General features: G+C 65.0%; 15 protein-coding genes. 4 read left to right on the plus strand and 11 right to left on the minus strand.

Annotation, left to right across the window (positions count from 1 at the left end):
- Positions 1 to 399 precede the first annotated feature (399 nt).
- Entirely contained in the window at positions 400 to 1,647 is a 1,248-nt protein-coding gene (locus RFN30_RS20530) for an NAD(P)/FAD-dependent oxidoreductase (protein ID WP_320263899.1), read from the plus strand.
- Here RFN30_RS20530 and RFN30_RS20535 read toward each other — a convergent pair.
- Positions 1,644 to 2,921: a 4-aminobutyrate--2-oxoglutarate transaminase gene (locus RFN30_RS20535; protein WP_320263900.1), complete on the minus strand. Its 1,278-nt coding sequence runs from the start codon at positions 2,919 to 2,921 to the stop codon at positions 1,644 to 1,646. The two genes, RFN30_RS20530 and RFN30_RS20535, sit on opposite strands and share 4 nt — an antisense overlap.
- Positions 2,922 to 3,175: 254 nt before the next feature.
- On the opposite strand from RFN30_RS20535, the gene RFN30_RS20540 reads away from it, so the two are divergent.
- From RFN30_RS20540 to RFN30_RS20550, 3 genes are read left to right on the plus strand one after another with little or no spacing between them, the layout of a single operon-like run.
- Positions 3,176 to 4,312 (plus strand): efflux RND transporter periplasmic adaptor subunit, encoded by a 1,137-nt coding sequence (locus tag RFN30_RS20540; RefSeq protein ID WP_320263902.1) that lies wholly within the window; start codon positions 3,176 to 3,178, stop codon positions 4,310 to 4,312.
- Entirely contained in the window at positions 4,309 to 5,382 is a 1,074-nt protein-coding gene (locus tag RFN30_RS20545) for an efflux RND transporter periplasmic adaptor subunit (RefSeq protein ID WP_320263903.1), read from the plus strand. The genes RFN30_RS20540 and RFN30_RS20545 overlap by 4 nt, the downstream gene beginning before the upstream one ends.
- Positions 5,382 to 8,483, plus strand: a complete 3,102-nt coding sequence (locus RFN30_RS20550; RefSeq protein ID WP_320263905.1) for an efflux RND transporter permease subunit — start codon at positions 5,382 to 5,384, stop codon at positions 8,481 to 8,483. Before RFN30_RS20545 ends, RFN30_RS20550 begins: the two co-directional genes overlap by 1 nt.
- Before the next feature lie 224 nt (positions 8,484 to 8,707).
- Here the strand turns inward: RFN30_RS20550 and RFN30_RS20555 are convergent, their stop codons facing one another.
- The 10 genes from RFN30_RS20555 to RFN30_RS20600 all read right to left on the minus strand — a co-directional run bounded on the left by RFN30_RS20555 (position 8,708) and on the right by RFN30_RS20600 (position 20,042).
- Positions 8,708 to 9,454: an ABC transporter ATP-binding protein gene (locus RFN30_RS20555; RefSeq protein ID WP_320263906.1), complete on the minus strand. Its 747-nt coding sequence runs from the start codon at positions 9,452 to 9,454 to the stop codon at positions 8,708 to 8,710.
- On the minus strand, positions 9,451 to 10,311 hold the full coding sequence (locus RFN30_RS20560) for an ABC transporter ATP-binding protein (RefSeq protein ID WP_320263907.1): 861 nt from the start codon (positions 10,309 to 10,311) through the stop codon (positions 9,451 to 9,453). Before RFN30_RS20560 ends, RFN30_RS20555 begins: the two co-directional genes overlap by 4 nt.
- Positions 10,308 to 11,234 carry a nickel transporter permease gene (gene nikC / locus RFN30_RS20565; RefSeq protein ID WP_320263909.1) on the minus strand — a complete coding sequence of 309 codons (927 nt, stop codon included), beginning with the start codon at positions 11,232 to 11,234 and terminating at the stop codon, positions 10,308 to 10,310. Before nikC ends, RFN30_RS20560 begins: the two co-directional genes overlap by 4 nt.
- A 193-nt stretch (positions 11,235 to 11,427) precedes the next feature.
- Positions 11,428 to 12,495, minus strand: a complete 1,068-nt coding sequence (locus RFN30_RS20570) for an ABC transporter permease (RefSeq protein WP_320263910.1) — start codon at positions 12,493 to 12,495, stop codon at positions 11,428 to 11,430.
- A gap of 18 nt (positions 12,496 to 12,513) precedes the next feature.
- Entirely contained in the window at positions 12,514 to 14,142 is a 1,629-nt protein-coding gene (locus tag RFN30_RS20575; protein WP_430699070.1) for an ABC transporter substrate-binding protein, read from the minus strand.
- Positions 14,143 to 14,409: 267 nt separating this feature from the next.
- Positions 14,410 to 15,687 carry a lytic murein transglycosylase gene (locus RFN30_RS20580; protein ID WP_320263912.1) on the minus strand — a complete coding sequence of 426 codons (1,278 nt, stop codon included), beginning with the start codon at positions 15,685 to 15,687 and terminating at the stop codon, positions 14,410 to 14,412.
- Positions 15,688 to 15,875: 188 nt separating this feature from the next.
- Entirely contained in the window at positions 15,876 to 16,481 is a 606-nt protein-coding gene (recR, locus tag RFN30_RS20585) for a recombination mediator RecR (RefSeq protein WP_320263913.1), read from the minus strand.
- A gap of 206 nt (positions 16,482 to 16,687) precedes the next feature.
- Positions 16,688 to 17,665: a cell wall hydrolase gene (locus tag RFN30_RS20590; protein WP_320263914.1), complete on the minus strand. Its 978-nt coding sequence runs from the start codon at positions 17,663 to 17,665 to the stop codon at positions 16,688 to 16,690.
- Between the two features lie 217 nt (positions 17,666 to 17,882).
- Positions 17,883 to 18,206, minus strand: coding sequence for a YbaB/EbfC family nucleoid-associated protein (locus tag RFN30_RS20595; RefSeq protein ID WP_320263915.1), 324 nt, complete (start codon positions 18,204 to 18,206; stop codon positions 17,883 to 17,885).
- A gap of 18 nt (positions 18,207 to 18,224) precedes the next feature.
- Positions 18,225 to 20,042: a DNA polymerase III subunit gamma/tau gene (locus RFN30_RS20600; protein WP_320263916.1), complete on the minus strand. Its 1,818-nt coding sequence runs from the start codon at positions 20,040 to 20,042 to the stop codon at positions 18,225 to 18,227.
- Between the last annotated feature and the right edge of the window lie 52 nt (positions 20,043 to 20,094).

The raw sequence follows: 20,094 nt of genomic DNA on the forward strand, positions 1-20,094 counted from the left end.
GGCATGCGGCCGCAGGCGCGCGGCGCCAGCGCAGGCACGAATGACCGGAAAGGCAAAATTGCCGCGCAATGGCGCGGCCAATCAGCAAAAGACACCGAAATGCCTCCAATCGAAAGGGTTCAAGGCCCAGACATCAAAGGAATGCGCCAGGAGCGCGGCCCTCCATAAAGCGGCGGAAAGGCCGGAAGTCAACTGGCGAGACAGAGAAAATACAATTGAAACAACAGTTTAGAATTATTCTAAACTGCAATTATCAACTTTAAACCCAACGATGCCGCCGAACATCCGGATTGACAGGCGGCCATTCTGGGTGCGACCCGGACCTGTGCTCTTGCGGCGGCGGCAGACAATCGCCACTTGGCGGAAGATCTTAGATTTCAAAGGCAAAAAAGGGCTGCGATGAAGAACGGGGTGGTCATTGTCGGTGCGGGTCATGCTGGCGTGCAGGCGGCGGCCAGCCTGCGCGAGGAAGGCTATGACGGACCGGTCGTCCTGATCGGCGACGAGAACGAGCTGCCCTATCACAAGCCGCCGCTGTCCAAGACTTTCATCAAGGATGCCGAGGCGAAACCGCAGCCCTTGCGTGGCGAAGCCTTCTATTCCGGCAACGCCATCGATTACCGGCCGGGCGTTTGGATCGACGGGATCGATATCGGCGCGCGCAGGCTCGACGTTTCCGGCGGCGGCGCAATTCCCTTCGACCGGCTGGTGCTTGCGACCGGATCGCGGCCGCGCCTCCTCAAGCTCGACGGCGGCGAGCTCGCCGGCGTGGTGTCGCTGCGCTCGCTGGCCGACGCGCGGCTGATCCGCGAATTGAGCGCTCAAAGCGAAGACGTCGTCATCCTGGGCGGCGGCTTCATCGGCCTGGAGATCGCGGCGACGTTGCGGGCGGCTGGCCGCAAGGTCACCGTTGTCGAAGCGATGGACAGGCTGCTCGGCCGGGCCGTGGCGCCGGCGATCGCCGCCCATGTGCGCCAGCGCATCGAGGCGATGGGCGTGCGCGTGCTTACCGGCACCACTGTTGCCCGCCTCGAAGGCGAAGGCGGCCGCGTCTCGGCCGCGATCACGTCGGGCGGCGAGCGCCTGCCGGCGCAAATGGTGATCATCGGCATCGGTGTGGTGCCCAATGTCGAGCTGGCGGAAGCCGCCGGCTTAGCGACCGGCAACGGCATCCGCGTCGACCAGCATATGCGGAGCTCGATCCCGGAAATCCTCGCCGTCGGCGATGCCGCCTCCTACCGGCACTGGTTCACCGGCGGCGACGTGCGGCTGGAATCGGTGCAGAACGCCACCGACCAGGCGCGGCTCGCCGCCCGCACCATCCTCGGCCATGCCGAACCCTTCTCCGCCGTGCCCTGGTTCTGGTCGGATATCGGCGACATGAAGCTGCAGATGGTCGGCCTGACGCAAGGTGGCGACAGCCATGTCGGGCTGGGCGAGCCGGCCGAGAACAAATTCTCGATCTACCACTATGCAGGCAACCGGCTGCTCGGCATCGAATCCATCAACCGTCCGGCCGACCATATGCTCGGCCGCAAGATGCTCGGCGCCGGCTTCTCGCCCGCGCCGCAGACGGTCGCGGCCGGGCCGGATGCGCTGAAGGCAGCGCTTGCGGCCTTCAGCGAACCAGTAAGAGCCGCGGGTTAGGCCGCGCGGACCTCGCGGATCGAGCTCTCAAGAATATCCAACGCCTCGGTCATCACGCCGTCCTGGATGGTGATCGGCGACAGGAAGCGGATGACGTTGCCGTAGACGCCGCAGGTGAGAAGGATGAGGCCCTTATCGAGCGCCTTCAGCCGCACCGCATTGGCGAATTCGGCCGATGGCAGGCCCTTCTTCACATCGTTGAATTCGACCGCGTTCATGAAGCCAGGGCCGCGGATGTCGACGATCTCCGGCACATCCTCGCGGATCGATTCCAGCCGCTGCTTCAGCCTGGCGCCCAGCGCATTGGCGCGGTCGCAGAGCTTTTCCTCCTCGATGACATCGAGCACGGCGTGCGCCGCGGCGACGCCGATCGGGCTGCCGCCATAGGTGCCACCAAGGCCGCCGGGGCCGGGCGCGTCCATGATCTCGGCCCGGCCGGTGACCGCCGATAGCGGGAAACCGCCGGCGAGACTCTTCGCCATGGTGGTAAGATCGGGCGCCACGTCATGATACTCCATGGCGAACATCTTGCCGGTGCGGGCAAAGCCGGTCTGCACCTCATCGGCGACGAGCAGGATGCCGTGCTGGTCGCAGATCTTGCGAAGCGCCGTCATGAAGTCGCGCGGCGCCTCGTAGAAGCCGCCCTCGCCCTGCACCGGCTCGACGATGATGGCGGCGACCCTGGTCGGATCGACGTCGGCCTTGAACAGCTTGTCCAACGCGGCAAGCGAATCAGCGACTGAAACGCCATGCAGAGCGACCGGGAACGGCGCGTGGAAAACATCGGCCGGCATGGCGCCGAAGCCGACCTTGTAGGGCACGACCTTGCCGGTCAGCGCCATGCCCATGAAAGTGCGGCCGTGGAAGCCGCCGGAAAAGGCGATGACCGCCTGGCGGCCGGTGGCGTTGCGCGCGATCTTTATCGCGTTTTCGACCGCCTCGGCGCCGGTGGTGACGAAGACGGTCTTCTTGTCGAACTTGCCGGGCAACATGCCGTTCAGCCGCTCGGCCAGCCGCACATAGCTCTCATAGGGCACGACCTGGTGGCAGGTGTGGGTGAAGCGGTCGAGCTGGGCCTTGACCGCCTCGATCACCTTCGGATGGCGGTGGCCGGTGTTGACGACCGCGATGCCCGACGAGAAGTCGATGTAGCGGCGGCCCTCGACGTCCCAGATTTCCGAATTTTCGGCGCGGTCGGCATAGATCTGCGTGGTCATGCCGACGCCGCGCGAGATCGACTGGTTCTTGCGTTCGGAAATGGCTGAATTCTTCATCTCGTCCCTCATCGGGCCATCCCTCATCGAGACTGGGCCCGTTCCGTTGTTTGGAGCTCTTCTCGCCTTATTTCACGTTTTCCTCAAGTTGGCACCATGGCCCAGTCGATTGGTCCTGCCCAAGGCCGAAATCGATCTCAACCAGCCGGTCGATCGCCAGGCGGAAACAGTTTCCTTTTCCTTCCGATCGACTATCCTGATTTCATCCGCGACGTGCCGCCGTCAGGAGCGGTTCCCGCGGGCCGAGGGGAACCATGAGCAGGATCGCGACACCGTCCGCCTTGCCGTCTTCGCCGCTCCGCGCCTTGTCTTGTCCGTCCACCGTTTTGCTGCTCGCCTGCGCCGCCGCCACGCTTTCGGTCGCCGGCTGCCAGAAGCAGCAGGCGGCGGACAAGAAGCTGCCGGTGTTGGTCACAACGCAGACGGTCGCCCTTGCCGACTATGCGCCAAGGACTTCGCTGACCGGCGTGATCGCGGCGCGCACGCTCAACAATCTGTCGTTCCGCGTCGGCGGCCGGGTCGCCGAACGGCTGGTCGAGGTCGGCCAGCATGTCGACCAGGGCGCACTGCTCGCCCGCATCGATCCGCAGGAGCAGGAATCGGACCTGCGGTCGGCGCAGGCCGACCTCGACGCCGCGCAGGCGCAGCTCACCCAGGCCACGGCCACCTACCAGCGGCAAAAGACGCTGCTTTCGCAGGGTTTTACCACCAGGCGCGACTTCGACAGCGCCGATCAGACAATGAAAGTGGCGCAAGGCAGCGTCGAGGCCGCGCAAAGCGCTCTGGCCAACGCCAAGGAGAACCTTTCCTACACCGAGCTCAAGGCGGGTGCGGCCGGCGTGATCACCGCGCGCCAGGTCGAGGCCGGACAGGTGGTGCAGGCGGCGCAGACCGTCTTCACCATCGCCGAGGACGGCGACCGCGATGCCGTCTTCAACGTGCATGAGACGCTGGTCGCCCAGGCGCCTTCGGCGCCGGCGGTGACGATCACGCTGCTCTCCGACCCGCAGGTCAAGGCGGCGGGCAAGGTGCGGGAAATCTCGCCGGCGGTCGACACCGCTTCGGGATCGATCCGGGTCAAGGTCGGCATACCCGACACGCCCGCCGGCATGCCGCTGGGTGCGGCTGTCATCGGCACCGTCAGCGCCAAGGCGGTGAAAGCCGTGCTGCTGCCTTGGCAGGCACTGACGTCCACCGCCGGAAAGCCGGCCGTCTGGATTGTCGACCCGTCGACCAAGGCGGTGACGACGGCGCCGATCGAGGTGCTTGCCTTCGAATCCGGCGTGGTTGTCGTCGACAAGGGGCTCGAGGCCGGCCAGAACGTTGTCACGGCAGGCGGGCAACTGCTCAGCCCCGGACAGACGATCGAGGTTGCGGGGGCGGGCCAATGAGCCGGTTGCAACGCCTCGCTCCCCTGCTGATCCTTGCAGCGCTTGCCGCCTGCTCGCGCTCGGAAGAGAAGCCGCCTGAGATCATCCGCCCGGTGCTGTCGGTGATCGTCGAACCGAAGTCGGTCGAGACCCTCGGTTTCGCCGGCTCGGTCGAGCCGCAATACAGCGCCGACCTTGCCTTCCGCCTGCTCGGCCGCGTCGTGTCGCGCGACGTCAAGGTCGGCGACATCGTCAGCAAGGGCACGACGATCGCAGCGCTCGATCCGACGGCGCTGGAGCTCGCCGTCCAGGCATCGAAAGCGGATTTGTCGAATGCCCAGGCGCAATTCGCCAATGCCGCGGCCAGCGAGGAGCGGCAGCGCGCCCTGCTTGCCTCGGCCAACACCTCGCAGGCCGTCTTCGACGCCGCGCAACAGGCCCGGCAAGCCGCGGCGGCCGGCGTCGAGCGAGCCAATGCCGCGTTGGCCAAGTCGCAGGAGCAGCTTGGCTATGCCCGGCTGTTCTCCGACTTCGACGGCGTCGTCACGGCGATAGGCGCCGAGGTCGGCCAGACGGTATCGCCGGGTCAGACGGTCGTCACCGTGGCGCGCACCGATCCGCGCGAGGCGGTGGTCGACATTCCCGACCAACTGACCGGCGATCTCACCGTCGGCACACCGTTCAAGATCATCCTGCAGTCGCTGCCCTCGATCACGACCGAGGCCAAGCTGCGCGAGATCGCGCCGCAAGCGGAAGGGTCGACCCGCACCCGCCGCGTGCGGCTGACGCTCACCGATCCGCCGCCGGCGTTCCGGCTGGGCTCGACGATCACGGCGACCCGCATGACGAAAGTGGCGCCCACGATAGAACTACCGATCTCGGCACTGCTCCAGAAGGACGGCGCCGACAAGGTATGGATCGTCGACCAGCAATCCTCGAGCGTGAGCGCGCGTGAGATCAAGATCGCTTCGAAGAACGGCGGCAGCTTCACGGTGGCCGAGGGGCTTGAAGCCGGCATGCGCGTCGTCACCGCCGGCGTCCACAGCCTCAGCGAAGGCCAGAAAGTCAAAGTGCCGGAGGGAGGGGTCTGATGAAAGGCTTCAATCTCTCCGACTGGGCGCTCAGCCACCGTTCGCTGGTCTGGTATTTCATGCTGGTCTTCGTCGTGGCCGGCATCTTCTCCTACCTGCATCTCGGGCGCGAGGAAGACCCGGCCTTCACCATCAAGACAATGCTGATCCAGGCCAACTGGCCGGGCGCCTCGGTCAATGAGACGGTGCGTCAGGTGACTGACCGGATCGAGAAGAAGCTCGAGGAGCTAGACAGCCTGGACTACACCAGGTCCGTCACCACCGCTGGCAAGACCGTCATCTTCGTCAACCTGAAGGACACTACCAAGGCGCGCGATGTCGTGCCGACCTGGTTGCAGGTGCGCAACATGGTCAACGACATCTGGGCGCAGTTCCCGCAAGGCGTGCAGGGGCCGTTCTTCAACGACCGCTTCGGCGACGTCTTCGGCAATATCTACGCCTTCACCGCCGACGGACTGACGCCGCGCCAGCTGCGCGACTATGTCGAGGATGTCCGCACCAAGATCCTGACCGTGCCGAACGCCGGCAAGGTGGATCTCGTCGGCGCGCAGGACGAAGCGATCTACCTCGAATTCTCGAGCCGCCAGATCGCCGCGCTCGGCCTCAACCAGCAGCAAATCGTCGCTAGCCTGCAGGCGCAGAACGCGATCACGCCGTCGGGCGTCATCCAGTCCGGACCGGAGCGCGTCAGCGTGCGCGTCGGCGGCCAGTTCACCTCCGAGGAAAGCCTGCGCGCCATCAACCTGCGCGTCAACGACCGCTTCTTCCGGCTGAGCGACGTGGCGACGATCACGCGCGGCTATGTCGATCCGCCGACGTCGCTCTTCCGCTTCAACGGCCAGGACGCGATCGGGCTCGCCATCGGCATGAAGCCCAACGCCAACCTGCTCGAATTCGGCGAGGCGCTGCACAAGGAGATGCAGACGGTGCTGGCGGACCTGCCGGTCGGCGTCGGCGTGCATCTGGTGGCTGACCAGCCTGTCATCGTCGAGGAAGCGGTTTCGGGCTTCACGCGGGCGCTGTTCGAGGCGGTGGCGATCGTGCTTGCCGTTTCCTTCATCAGCCTCGGCCTGCGCGCCGGCTTCGTGGTGGCGCTGTCGATCCCGCTGGTTTTGGCCATCACCTTCACGGTCATGGCCTATCTCGGCATCTCGCTGCAGCGCATTTCGCTCGGCGCCCTGATCATCGCGCTCGGCCTGCTCGTCGACGATGCGATGATCGCGGTGGAGATGATGGTGGCGCGGCTGGAGGTGGGCGACAACCTGCGCAAGGCGGCGACCTATGTCTACATCTCGACCGCCTTCCCAATGCTGACCGGCACGCTGGTGACCGTCGCCGGCTTCATCCCGATCGGCCTCAACAACAGCGCCGCCGGCGAATACACCTTCACGCTGTTCGTCGTGATCGCGGTGTCGCTTTTGGTGTCATGGATCGTGGCGGTGCTGTTCGCGCCGCTGCTCGGCGTCACCATCCTGCCGGCCACGATGAAGGCGAAGCATCACGACCAGCCTGGACGCTTCACCTCGATGTTCCGGCGCGTGCTCGTCTTTTCGGTGCGCCGCCATTGGCTGACCATCATCGCGACCGTGCTTTTGTTCGCGGCCTCCATCGCCGGCTTTGGCCTCGTCCAGCAGCAGTTCTTCCCGCCCTCGGATCGGCCGGAGCTGGTCGTCGACTGGAACCTGCCGCAGAACTCCTCGATCGCCGAGACGCGAGACCAGATGGAGCGCTTCGAGCAGCGCGCGCTGGTCGGCAATCCCGACATCGACCACTTCTCATCCTATATCGGCCAGGGCGCGGTGCGCTTCCTGCTCGCCTTCGACGTGCAGCCGGCCAACCCGTATTTCGGCCAGACGGTCATCGTCACCAAGAGCATCGAGGCGCGCAACCGCGTCAAGCCGGCGCTGGAGAAGCTGCTGCGCGAGGAATTCGTCGGCACCGATGCCTTCGTCAAGCCGCTCGAGCTCGGGCCGCCGGTCGGACGCCCCGTGCAGTACCGCGTCGGCGGCCCGGATATCCAGACCGTGCGCGAGCTGGCGCAGCAATTCGCCGGCATCATTTCCGCCAATTCGAAGCTGGCGGCGCCGACCTTCGACTGGAACGAGCCGCAGCGCGTGCTGAGGGTCGACGTGCTGCAGGACAAGGCGCGCCAGCTCGGCATCACCTCATCCGACATCGCCAGCGCGCTGAACAGCACGGTAGGCGGCGCGACGATCACCCAGGTGCGCGACGCCACTTACCTGATCAATGTCGTGGCGCGCTCGCGCGAGGCGGACCGCAGCTCGATATCGACGCTGCAGAACATGCAGCTGCCGACCGGCAATGGCGACGCGATCCCGCTCGCTGCGGTCGCCAACATCCGCTACGACCTGGAGCAGCCGACGGTGTGGCGGCGCAACCGCACGCCGACGATCACCGTGCGCGCCGGATTGGTGGGCGACGTGCTGCCTGCGACCGTCGTCAATGAGCTGAAGCCGTTGGTCGACGCCTTCATCGCCAAGCTGCCGCCGGGCTATTCGGTGCAGACCGCCGGCTCAGTGGAAGAGAGCGCAAAAAGCCAGGGGCCGATCGCCGCGGTGGTGCCGTTGATGCTGTTCATCATGGCGACCATCCTGATGGTGCAACTGCAGAGCTTCCAGCGCCTGTTCCTGGTGGTGGCGGTGGCGCCGCTCGGTCTCATCGGCGTGGTGGCGGCCCTTGTGCCCAGCGGCGCGCCGCTCGGCTTCGTCGCCATCCTCGGCGTGCTGGCGCTGATCGGCATCCTGATCCGCAACTCGGTTATCCTGATCGTGCAGATCGAGGACCTTGTCGCCGAAGGTAAAGAGCGCTGGGCGGCCGTCATCGAGGCGACCGAGCACCGCATGCGGCCGATCGCGCTGACCGCGGCGGCAGCAAGTCTCGCGCTGATCCCGATCGCGCGTGAAGTGTTCTGGGGACCGATGGCCTATGCGATGATGGGCGGCATCATCGCGGGCACGGCGATCACCCTGCTCTTCCTGCCGGCGCTCTATGTGACGTGGTTCCGGATCAAGGAGCCGAAGCAGGGGCGGGAGGGCGAGACTGGGCACAACGAAGCGGTAGCGGAAGGCGCGACGGTCTGAGGCGGTCGTCTAGGCAAAGCTTTTGAAAGTTGGCGGGACAGCACCCCCCTCTGGCCTGCCGGCCATCTCCCCCTCAAGGGGGGAGATCGATGTCACCCCGACTTTCGCCTCTCATCAGCGTTGTAGATTTGGTGCGGCAGCCGAAGCTGCCAATCTCCCCCCTTAAGGGGGGAGATGTCCGGCAGGACAGAGGGGGGGTGCGTGAAGGAACGAGGCGTAGAAAACTACACCCGCACAAACCCCTCGGAGGCCCTCAAGAGGTTGCGCGTGTAATCCTCGCTGACGCGGTGCCCGATCAGTTGGCTTGCGGTCAGCGTTTCCACCGCCTCGCCGTTCTGCATCACCATCAGCCGCTCGCACATATGGGTGATGATGGCGAGGTCGTGGCTGACCATCAGGAAGGTGAGTTTGCGACGCCGCCGCACCTCTTCGAGCAGGTTCAGCACCTCCGCCTGCACCGAGGCATCGAGGGCCGAGGTCGGCTCGTCGAGCAAGAGGATCGAGGGTTCGAGGATGAGCGCGCGGGCAATCGCCACGCGTTGGCGCTGGCCGCCGGAAAGCTGGTGCGCGTAGCGGAAGCGGAAGCCCTTGCCGAGGCCGACCTCGTCCAGCGCGCGCTCGATGCGCTTCTCGCCGTCGGCAATGTCGTGGATGGCTAACGGCTCCTGCAGCAGCCGGTCGACGGTCTGGCGCGGATGCAGCGAGCCGTAAGGATCCTGGAAGACCATCTGCACGTCGCGGTAAAAGGCCTTGTCGCGCGTTCTGCCGAGCGCCTTGCCGTTGACCGTGATGATGCCTGAAGTGACAGGCGCCAGGCCGGTGATCGCTTTCAGCAGCGTCGATTTGCCGGAGCCACTCTCGCCGACCAGGCCGTAGGACTCGCCTTCCCTCACTTCGAGGCTGACGCCCTTCAGCGCACGGAAGCGATCGAAGACAACCTCCAGCCCATCGATGGCAATCGCGGCCGTCATGCCGCCCACTCCGGCTTGCGGTCGAGCACCGGCAGCGGATGCCGCTCGAAGCCGATCCTCGGCATGCAGTTGAGCAGGCCGCGCGTATAGGGATGCCGGGCATCGCGCAGCTCGGACGCCTTGAGCTGCTCGACCACCTTGCCGGCATACATGACGACGACGCGGTCGCAGAAGGACGACACCAAGCGCAGATCATGCGAGATGAAGATCAGCCCCATGCCGCGCTCGGCGACCAGCTTGTCGAGGATGTTGAGCACATCGAGTTGAACGGTAACGTCGAGTGCTGAGGTCGGCTCGTCGGCGATCATCAGCTCCGGCCCGGCGATCAGCATCATGGCGATCATCGCGCGCTGGCCCATGCCGCCCGAGACTTCATGCGGGTGGAGGTCGAAGACACGGGCCGGATCGCGTATCTGCACCGCCTGCAGCATCTCCAGCGCGCGCTCGCGCGCCTCGGCCTTTCCGACCTTCTCATGCGTGCGCAGCGTCTCGACGATCTGGCGGCCGATGGTCATCACCGGATCGAGCGAATATTTCGGATCCTGCAGGATCATGGCGATGCGATTGCCGCGCAGCGCGCGGCGCTGGCTGGATGACACGGAGAGCAGATCGATGCCGTCGAAGCGGAGCTTTTTCGCCGACACCTCAGCCTGCGGCGGGGTCAGGCCCATGATGGCGCGGCCGGTCTGCGACTTGCCGGAGCCGCTCTCGCCGACGATGCCCAGCCGCTCGCGGCCGAGCGAGAAGGAGACGCCGCGCACCGCTTGCACAGCGCCTGTGCGCGTCGGGAAGGTGACGCGCAGGTCGTCGACCTCGAGCAGCGCCCCTTTTTTCTGCTTGTCCGGATTGCCGCTCACTGGTCGCCGCTCCGTGGGTCGAGCGCGTCGCGCAGGCCGTCGCCGAGCAGGTTGAAGCCGAGGCTGACGATGAGGATGGCAGCACCCGGTGCCGCCGCCACCCACCACTGGTCGAGGATGAAGCGGCGGCCCGAAGCGATCATCGCGCCCCATTCGGGCAGCGGCGGCTGCGCGCCGAGGCCGAGGAAGCCGAGGCCGGCGGCGGTGAGGATGATGCCGGCCATGTCGAGCGTCACCCGGATGATCAGCGAGGAGATGCAGAGCGGCATGATGTGGCGCAGCACGATGCGGAAGGGCGAGGCACCCATCAGCTGCACCGCTTTGATGTAGTCGGAGTTGCGCACCGTCAGCGTCTCAGCGCGGGCGATGCGCGCATAGGGCGGCCAGGAGGTGATGGCGATCGCCAGCACCGCGTTTTCGATGCCGGGCCCGAGCGCCGCGACGAAGGCCAGCGCCAGCACCAGTTTGGGGAAGGCGAGGAAGATGTCGGTGATGCGCATCAGGATCGCATCGGTCCAGCCGCCGGCATAGCCGGCGACGGTGCCGACCAGGAGGCCGATGGGAGCAGCGATGATGGCGACGAGGATGACGACATAGAGCGTCCAGCGCGAGCCGTAGACGATGCGGGAATAGATGTCGCGGCCGAGGTCGTCGGTGCCGAACCAGTGCGCGGCGCTCGGCGCCAGCAGGCGGGCGTTCTTCAGGTCACCCACGGTCGGCGAGTAGGGCGCCAGCACGCCGGCAAGGGCGGCGATCACCACCAACGCGAGGATGATGAGCAAACCAATGAAGGCCAGACGGTTGGCTGTGAAGCGCCGCCACGCGACATAGGCGCGGCCGAGCCTTGCCTGCATGCGCGAGGCCGGCCGCTCGCTGAGCAGCCATTCGCGGCGGGAGAGGGCGCCGGCGTCGGAGGCGGTCATGACGATGCCTCTTGAAGCTGTCGACCCCCACTCCGGTCTGCTTCGCAGACCACTCTCCCGTTCGCCGGGGGAGAGGAAAGGCGCCAAGCGTGCGACAAGCTTTTCCTCTCCCCCCGGCAGGGGGAGAGGTGGCCCGAAGGGCCGGAGTGGGGGTGATTGGCCGCAGCCAAGCCCGAAAATGCGATACCTCTGCTCATCCTGCCTTGGTCCTTGGATCGAGAAGCCGGTAGAGCAGGTCGGACACAAGGTTGATGCCGATGAACACCGAGCCGATGATGATGGTGCCGCCGAGCACCGCATTCATGTCGGCATTCTGCAGCGAATCGGTGATGTAAAGGCCGATGCCCGGCCAGGAGAAGACGGTTTCGGTCAGAACGGAACCTTCGAGCAGGCTGGCGTAGGAGAGCGCGATCACCGTGACCATCGGCACCGCGGCGTTGCGCAGCGCATGGCCCCAGATGATGCGCGTTTCCGACAGGCCTTTGGCGCGGGCGGCGACGATGTATTCCTGTGCCAATTCGTTCAGCATGAAGGAGCGCGTCATGCGGCTGATATAGGCGAGCGCGAAATAGCCGAGCAGCGAGGCCGGCAGGATGATGTGGCGGTAGGCGTCATAGAAGACATCCCACTGGCCCTGCATCGCCGCGTCGAGGAGGTAGAAGCCGGTGATCGGCGTGAAGGTGTATTCGTAAACGACGTCGAGCCGCGCCGGAAAGGCGACCCATTGCAGCTTGGCGTAGAACAGGACGAGGCCGAGCAGCCCCAGCCAGAAGATCGGCACGGAGTACCCGATCAGGCCGATGATGCGCACGATCTGGTCGATGACGCTGCCGCGCCGCACCGCCGCCAGCACCCCGAGCGGCACGCCTATGACGGAGCCGATGATGGTGCCCAGCGTGGCAAGCTCGATCGTCGCCGGAAAGACGCGGCGGATGTCGGACATCACCGGATTGGTGGTCAGTACCGAGGTGCCGAAATCGCCATTGAGGGCGCTTTTCACATAGATGTAAAACTGCTCGATCAGCGGCAGGTCGAGACCCATCTCGCGGCGCGTGCGCTCGACAACATTGGCCGGCGCGCGGTCGCCGAGCACGGCCAGCACCGGATCGATCGGGATGACGCGGCCGATGAAGAAGGTCACGGCCAGAAGGCCGAGATAGGTCGTCACCGCGATGACCAGGAAGCGGCCCAGCGATGATAATATGGCGACGGCACGGGCCCTGCCGCGCCCCGCCGCCGCCTGGTTTTCAGCTACGCTCACGCGCTGCGTCCGACGACGCTATTGCTTCGAAACCGACCAGACGAAGTTGGTGTCGAAGCTTGGGCCGAGCGCGAAGCCCTTCAGGTTCTTGCGCAGCCCCGCCACTTCCAATTGCTGATGGATGATGACGAACGGGCTGGTGTCGAGGATTTTCTTTTGCAGATCCTTGTACATGTCGGCTCGCTTCGCCGAATCCTTCTCGAGCAGCGCCGCCTCGGTTTGCTTGGTCAGGTCCGGAATGTCCCAGGCGTTGCGCCAGGCGAGCGTGTGGGACTTGCCGGCATCCGAATTGTCGGGGTTCGAGGCAAAGGTCTGGGCGTTGGAGTTCGGATCGAAATAATCCTGGCCCCAGTTGCCGATATAGATGTCATGGTTGCGGGCGCGGTACTTGGTCAGCGTCTGCTTGCCGTCGCCCGGGATGATCTCCAGCTTGATGCCGGCCTGGCCGAGCGTCTGCTGGATCGATTCCGCCATGCCGGTGGTCGGCTGGCCACTGCGCACGTCCATCGTCACCTTGAAGCCGTCCGGCAGGCCGGCCTTGGCGAGTAGATCCTTGGCCTTGGCGACGTCGAGCTTGAAGGGATTGTCGTCGATGGCGCCGAGGTCGCCCTTGGGCAGGAAGGACTGGTGGATCTCGCCAATGCCCTTGAGGATGGTCGAGGCCATCGCGTCGTAGTCGATCAGGTATTTGAACGCCTGGCGCACTTCCGGCTTGGCCAGGTTCGGGTTCTTCTGGTTGAGGCTGATGTAATAGACCGTGGCCTTCGGCGCGCTGGTGGTGGTGAGATCAGCGTTCTTGGCGATGGCATCGAGGTCGTTCGGCTCAAGGTTGCGGGCGACGTCGATGTCGCCGGCCTCAAGCGCCAGGCGCTGCGCCGAGCTTTCCTTCATGTAGCGATAGATGACGCGAGCGAGCTTGGCCTTCTCGCCGTTGTAATTGTCGTTGCGCTCGAGCACGACGGCCTCGTTGGCGCGCCATTCGCGCAGCTTGTAAGCGCCGGAGCCGGCATAGCCGGTTTTCAGCCAGGCATTGCCGAAGTCGTTGTCCCATTTGTAGTCGGCACTCGGCGTGACGGCAGCGACATGCTCCTTGACCAGCTTGCTGTCGACGACCGAAGCGACGGTGGCCGACAGGCAGTTGAGCACGAAGCTCGGCGCATAGGCCTTGTCGACGACGAACTGGAAGGTGGTGTCGTCGACCGCCTTGGCCTTTTCGGCGACGTTGTCGCCGCTGATGCCGAACTGGCCGATGATGAAAGCCGGGCTTTTGTCCAGCTTGACGGCGCGCTCGAAGGAATAGGCGACGTCGGCGGCCGTGATGGGATTACCGGAAGCGAACTTCATGCCGGGCTTGAGCTTGAAGGTGTAGGTCAGGCCGTCGTCGGAAACGGTCCAGCTTTCGGCGAGGTCGCCCTTGACCTTGGACGTATCGCTAAGGTCGAGGCGGACCAGGAGATCATAAGTGTTGCCGGTGACTTCCGCGGTCGAAAACTCGAACGCCTCGCCCGGATCCATCGAGATGATGTCGTCGAAGGCAAAGCCTTCGACCAGCGTGTCGGCAGGCGTGACCGCGAAAGCGGGCGCCGCGAGCAGCGCAGACATAGCCACACCCGCAAGCAAGCTACGGAGAGCAAACTTTTCCAGCATCATAATGATCGTTCCCTGTTTTGTTGACCTGAGTTCCCGGCTCAGCGGCATTGTTCTTCTCGAAGCCGACGGCGGCTTGGACCACTTACCGTCGTGGTTTTTGTCCAGTTGGTCAACACCCTATTCGGCAGCGTTCGAACCCGCAACGCGCATTTTGCGAAACAGCTTATTGGGCCAGAATGGGCCGCTACGAGTCGACCCGTGCGCCGGCTAATCGAAGCCGCCAATCGGGAAAAATCCGCTGCGGTTTGTGGTCCGGATGCACCGCTATTTCAGTTGCGCAACCAGGCCCGCGTCAGGAAAACAGGTCGCGGGCTTGCCGTTCTTCGCCTGCCAGACGCCGATCGAGCGGCGCGTCTTGAAGCCGGGCAGGCCATCGGCGCTGCCGACGTCGTAGCCCTTCGCCTCCAGCGCCTGCTGCAGTGCTGCGATATCGGAGCGATGGAGATCGCCGACCGGCCCCCAGGTGCCGGCGAAGGTGGCGTCGCCCTTGGCGATGCGATCGGCGGCATGGCCGATGAACAGCGCATAGAGGTCGCTGGTGTTGTATTCCTTCAGCACATAGAAGTTCGGCGTGACGATGAAGGCAGGACCGCTGCGCCCGGCCGGCATCAGCAGGAAGCCCTCGGCCTTGAGCTCGCTCGCCTGGAACGCCTTGCCGTCGACGCGCCTGATGCCCATCGCCACCCAGTCGGAAATCTTCTTGCCCTGGTCGGGTCCTTCGAGCGAACATGAGACGTTTGCCGGCGCGATCACCTCAGTGCCCCAGCCGCGTCCCCTCACCCAGCCATAGTGGACAAGATAGTTGGCGATCGAGGCAAGCACGTCCGGCGTCGAATTCCAGATGTCGGGGCGGCCGTCGCCGTCGAAATCGACGGCGTGCTTCAGGAAGGACGTCGGCATGAATTGCGGCTGCCCGAGTGCGCCGGCCCAGGACGACTTCATCGCATTGACCGGTGCCAGCCCACGCTCGACGAGCTCGAGCGCGGCCAGCACCTCGGTGCGGAAAAAGTCCTTCTTGGTTGACATGAAAGCCTTGGTGCCCAACACCTCGAAGGCATCGTAAGGCATCTTGGCGGCGCCGAATCCGGTCTCACGGCCCCAGATGGCCAGGACGATGTCCCCGGGTACGCCGTAGCGCTTCTCGATCAGTCCGAGCACGCGGGCGTTGGCGCTCTCGCGCGACCGTCCGCCGGTGGTGACGGCGCGGATGATCTTCTCGGCGAAATAATTGGCCGGCGGGCCGAACTCGGCCTGGTGCTGCTTCTCAGGCGTCGTCGGCTTCTCGCCGGGCATGACGAGGTCCGGCAATTTCAGGTTCGGCTTCACACCGATGAAGGCGGCGTCGAAGGTTTTCTTGGAGATGCCTTTGGCCTTGGCTTCCGGCCAGAGGTCGTTTTGCAGCCAGGCCTGGAACTGGTCGTCGATGGGCGCGGCGAGGGAGGGGAGAGTGAGGAGGAGAGCGAGAAGCGTCGCGAGGAAGGAAAGTACAGCCAATCTGAGAAGCTTGCGTTCCTTCGCACCCCCCTCTGTCCTGCCGGACATCTCCCCCGCAAGGGGGGGAGATCGGATGTCTCGATCGCTTTCGCCAATCACCGACGTCGAAAGAAGAGAGCCGGCGGCGAAGCTGCCAATCTCCCCCCTTGCGGGGGAGATGTCCGGCAGGACAGAGGGGGGTGGGACGGAGTGCAGTCGCTTCAGAAGAAGAACCTTTCACAAGCCCCCTCCACCCCTCAAAACGCCGTCCTCGATCGCAGCGCCGCGGCAAGCGTGCCTTCGTCGAGATAGTCGAGCTCGCCGCCGACCGGCACGCCATGCGCGAGCCGCGTCACCTTGATGTCGAGGCCCGACAGCTGGTCGGTGAGGTAATGCGCCGTCGTTTGGCCCTCGACGGTGGCGTTGACGGCAAGGATCACCTCCTTGACCTCGCCACTTGCCACGCGGTCGACCAAGGAGCGGATGTTGAGCTGGTCCGGGCCGATACCGTCGAGCGGCGACAGCGTGCCGCCAAGCACGTGGTAGCGCACGTTCATGGCGGCGGCGCGTTCCAGCGCCCAGAGGTCGGAGACATCCTCGACGACGATCAGCGTGCCGGCGTCGCGGCGCGGATCGGTGCAGATCATGCAGGGGTCGGAGGTGTCGACATTGCCGCAGGTCGAGCAGATGCGCACCTTGTCGACCGCCTCGCCCATGGCGGCGGCTAAAGGCTGAAGCAGCTGCTCCTTCTTCTTGATGAGATGGAGCGCCGCACGGCGCGCCGAACGCGGCCCGAGCCCCGGTACCTTGGCCAGGAGCTGGATCAGGCGTTCGATCTCTGGACCGGCGATTCGTTTCGACATCGCTTTGATCTAGAGCAATTCCAGGAAAAGTGCGAAGCGGTTTTCCGTCCGGAATTGCGTCACAACGAAAAGGTGGGGCATTCGCCGTTTCCGCGAAACGGTGAACGGCTTCAGGATTTCTCAGAGCGCTTTGGAACAATTCGCAACGACACACGGCCCGCCTTGCTGCCGAGGCGGGCCGTGCATCGAGGGTCGACTTAGCAGGTCTAGAGAGGCCGATTCTGGCTGACGATCAGCGCGCCGATGGCGTCGGTGTTCTCAGGCGTCGGCTGGAATCCCATCGCGGCTTCCTGCGGGGCGCTCGGAACGGAGGTGATATACCGGCCTTTCAACGTGCCGCCGAAGCGGGACGCGTCAGGCTCTTCCATCGGCTCCTGCATCGCCACCACCACCGGCTTCGCCGTGACGCGGCCGGCCTTCTGCGCCGGCGCGACAGACGCCGTCATAAAGGTCTGCTCGGCCGGAACGGTCGCGGCCTTGGCCGGAAGCGCCGAAGCCGCCGCGGTCATGGCCGCCTGCTTGGCCGGATCGGCATGGACGATGGTCTTGACCACCGGCTCGGCGGAAGCGACGAGCACCGGAGCGGCAGGATCGACCTTCTGCGACTTGTCGGAGGCCATGGCGACCATAGGCTCATCCGGCAGCGGCTGCCAGTTGCGGCCGCGCTTCTCGTAGAAGGCATTGCCGCCGGCCACCATCGTGTAGTGCATGTTGTTGTATGGGAACCGCAGGCCGGCGGTGTGGAAATACATCGTGTTCTTGAGCTTGGCCTTGCGCTCGCCTTTCAGCACTGCTTCGGCCGCCAGTTCGACATCGGGCAGCGCCTTCGAATTCATCGGCCGCGTCAGCACGCCGGGGGCGAACTGGCCCCTCTCGCCGACGACCTCGCAGATGGTGCTGCCGTGCTGGCCCGAGCGCAGCCGGTTCATCACGACCGTGCCGACGGCGATCATGCCGTCGCGGCTCGACCGGTTCGACTCGAAGAACATCGCCCTTTGCAGGCACTCCTTGTCCTTCATCGAGTATTTGTAGGAACGCGAGCTGAGGAAGCTCGGCGTGACGGCGTCGGTCAGGCTCGCCACCGACATGCCATGTGAAGCGGTCTGGCTGCAGCCGGCCAGGAACAAGGGGGAAGCGGCGATGCCGATAAGCAGCAGCGGCGTCTTCCATCGCGTCGCGATCAACAAAAAAGCCTCATTTCCAGATGCCAGCCCGCCCCGAGATGTGGCAAGAATGAGACTCTTTCAGGCAAAAAGATGGCTAGATGGTTAGCAACCTCTGGACTTGGGTAAAACTTTATGAATGTCGCGAAATGAACCCGTGAGCAACGCCGGCAAAATGGTTAATATTGCGGCTCGGGCTCAATTTTCGTTCATAATCAATTAACTGGCGGCAGCCGTCTCAGAACGGCAATTTCATTCCGGGGGGAATCGGCAGACCCGCGGTCAACGCCTTGGTCTTTTCCTGCATGACCTGCTCGACCTTATTTTTGGCGTCATTGTGAGCGGCCAGAATAAGGTCCTCGAGGATCTCGGCTTCATCCGCCTTGATGAGCGACGGATCGATCTTCAGCGCCTTCATTTCGAACTTGCCGGTCAGCGTCACGCTGACCAGGCCGCCGCCCGCCTGTCCGGTGGCTTCCAGCGTGGCGATCTCGTCCTGCATGGCCTGGAACTTGGCCTGCATTTCCTTCGCCTTGCCCATCAGGCCGAGAAGATCTTTCATCCCAATATCCTCGTTTCTTCAAATCTCTTCATCATCGGCCGCCGGCTCGACCGGCAGGTCCGCATCGGTCTCTTCCACCTCCGGCAGATCCGGAATGCGCACGTCGATGATCTTGGCGCCGGGAAAACGGGCGAGAATGGCTGCGACCGTCGGATCGCTCCTGGCGTCCGAGAAGGCGTTCTCGCGCTTCGTCGTCTCCATCTCGGCCAGCGTCCGGCCGCCCTCCTCCTTCGACAGCGAGACCAGCCAGTTGCGGCCGGTCCAGGCGCGCAGCTTGGCGGTCAGGTCGTTGAGCAGCATCTTGGGCGCATCGTCGGTCAGGCTGACATCGATACGGCCGGGCTCGATACGCACCGGCCGCACGCAGCGCTTCAAAATCACCTTGAAGGCGATGTCGCGGTTGGCATCGGCAAGGGCCGCGATGTCGGCCAGCGACTTCACCGGAACGGCGGGCGTTTCGACGACCGGCTCGGGCGCCGGAACGAAGGCGGCGGGCACGGGCTGCGCCTCGACCAGCCGCATGGTCTGCGCGCCGCCGGTGGAGGCCGGCATCCGCGCCTGCGCCACAGCACTTGCGCCGCCGCCGTTGCTCGGGCTCGCGGGCGCTCCGTTGCCGCGCGGCGCACCATTCGGCACAGGGGCGGCGCCTTCCAGCGATTTCAGCGCCTCGTCCAGCGTCGGCAGGTCGGCGGCATGGGCCAGCCGGATCAGCACCATCTCGCCGGCGCTGACCGGACGGTTGGAGGACTGTACCTCGGGAATGCCTTTCAAGAGCATCTGCCAGGTTCGCGACAGCACGCGCACCGACAGCGTGCTCGCGAATTCAGCGCCGCGCCGGCGCTCGTCCTCGGAGAGCGAAGCGTCATCGGCCGCGGCCGGCACGAAACGCAGCCGGGTGACGAGGTGGTTGAATTCCGCCAGATCGGTGAGCACCGCGGCCGGATCGGCGCCGGTATCGTATTGCGCACGGAATTCGGCCAAGGCCGCCGCCACGTCGCCCTTCATGACATGCTCGAACAGGTCGATGATGCGGGCGCGATCGGCCAAGCCCAACATGGCGCGCACCGCCTCGGCGCTGACCGCGCCGCTGCCATGGGCGATCGCCTGGTCGAGGATGGAGAGCGAATCGCGCGCCGAGCCTTCGGCAGCCCGCGCAATCATCGCCAGCGCCTCGTCGTCGACGGAAATGCCTTCCTTGGCGGCGATCGAGGAAAGATGCGCGACGAGCGCGCCAGCGTCGATGCGCCTCAGATCGAAGCGCTGGCAGCGCGACAGCACCGTGATCGGCACCTTGCGGATCTCGGTGGTGGCGAAGATGAATTTGACGTGCGGCGGCGGCTCTTCCAGCGTCTTCAGCAGGCCGTTGAAGGCCTGGGTGGAGAGCATGTGCACTTCGTCGATGATGTAGACCTTGTAGCGGGCCGAGACCGGCGCGTAGCGGACGCGGTCGATGATGTCCCTGATGTCGTCGATGCCGGTGTGGGAGGCGGCGTCCATCTCGATGACATCGACATGGCGGCCTTCCATGATCGCCTGGCAATGCTCGCCGGGAATGGAAAGATCGACGGAAGGCTGGTCGACGGTCGCGGTCTTGTAGTTGAGCGCCCGCGCCAGGATGCGTGCCGTCGTCGTCTTGCCGACACCGCGCACGCCGGTCAGCATCCAGGCCTGGGCGATCCGGCCGGTGGCGAACGCATTGGTCAGCGTGCGGACCATCGGCTCCTGGCCGATCAGCTCGGAAAAATTCGAGGGGCGATATTTGCGCGCCAGCACGCGATAGGCGCCGGCCTTTCCTGTCTCCAGGCTTTCTGGCCCCGAATTTCCGGCTTCGCTCATTCGCCGTCAAAAGCTCCAAGGGCCGCGACGGAAGGCGGCCGGTTCCTGCGCA

The organism is Mesorhizobium dulcispinae, from assembly GCF_033977345.1.
Classification (GTDB): domain Bacteria; phylum Pseudomonadota; class Alphaproteobacteria; order Rhizobiales; family Rhizobiaceae; genus Mesorhizobium; species Mesorhizobium dulcispinae.

Bases quoted from the DNA above. Each gene is read 5' to 3' on its own strand.
- RFN30_RS20530 (WP_320263899.1), top strand. From the start codon at position 400: ATGAAGAACGGGGTGGTCATTGTCGGTGCGGGTCATGCTGGCGTGCAG.
- RFN30_RS20535 (WP_320263900.1), bottom strand. From the start codon at position 2,921: ATGAAGAATTCAGCCATTTCCGAACGCAAGAACCAGTCGATCTCGCGC.
- RFN30_RS20540 (WP_320263902.1), top strand. From the start codon at position 3,176: ATGAGCAGGATCGCGACACCGTCCGCCTTGCCGTCTTCGCCGCTCCGC.
- RFN30_RS20545 (WP_320263903.1), top strand. From the start codon at position 4,309: ATGAGCCGGTTGCAACGCCTCGCTCCCCTGCTGATCCTTGCAGCGCTT.
- RFN30_RS20550 (WP_320263905.1), top strand. From the start codon at position 5,382: ATGAAAGGCTTCAATCTCTCCGACTGGGCGCTCAGCCACCGTTCGCTG.
- RFN30_RS20555 (WP_320263906.1), bottom strand. From the start codon at position 9,454: ATGACGGCCGCGATTGCCATCGATGGGCTGGAGGTTGTCTTCGATCGC.
- nikC (WP_320263909.1), bottom strand. From the start codon at position 11,234: ATGACCGCCTCCGACGCCGGCGCCCTCTCCCGCCGCGAATGGCTGCTC.
- RFN30_RS20575 (WP_430699070.1), bottom strand. From the start codon at position 14,142: ATGCTGGAAAAGTTTGCTCTCCGTAGCTTGCTTGCGGGTGTGGCTATG.
- RFN30_RS20580 (WP_320263912.1), bottom strand. From the start codon at position 15,687: ATGTCCGGCAGGACAGAGGGGGGTGCGAAGGAACGCAAGCTTCTCAGA.
- recR (WP_320263913.1), bottom strand. From the start codon at position 16,481: ATGTCGAAACGAATCGCCGGTCCAGAGATCGAACGCCTGATCCAGCTC.
- RFN30_RS20595 (WP_320263915.1), bottom strand. From the start codon at position 18,206: ATGAAAGATCTTCTCGGCCTGATGGGCAAGGCGAAGGAAATGCAGGCC.
- RFN30_RS20600 (WP_320263916.1), bottom strand. From the start codon at position 20,042: ATGAGCGAAGCCGGAAATTCGGGGCCAGAAAGCCTGGAGACAGGAAAG.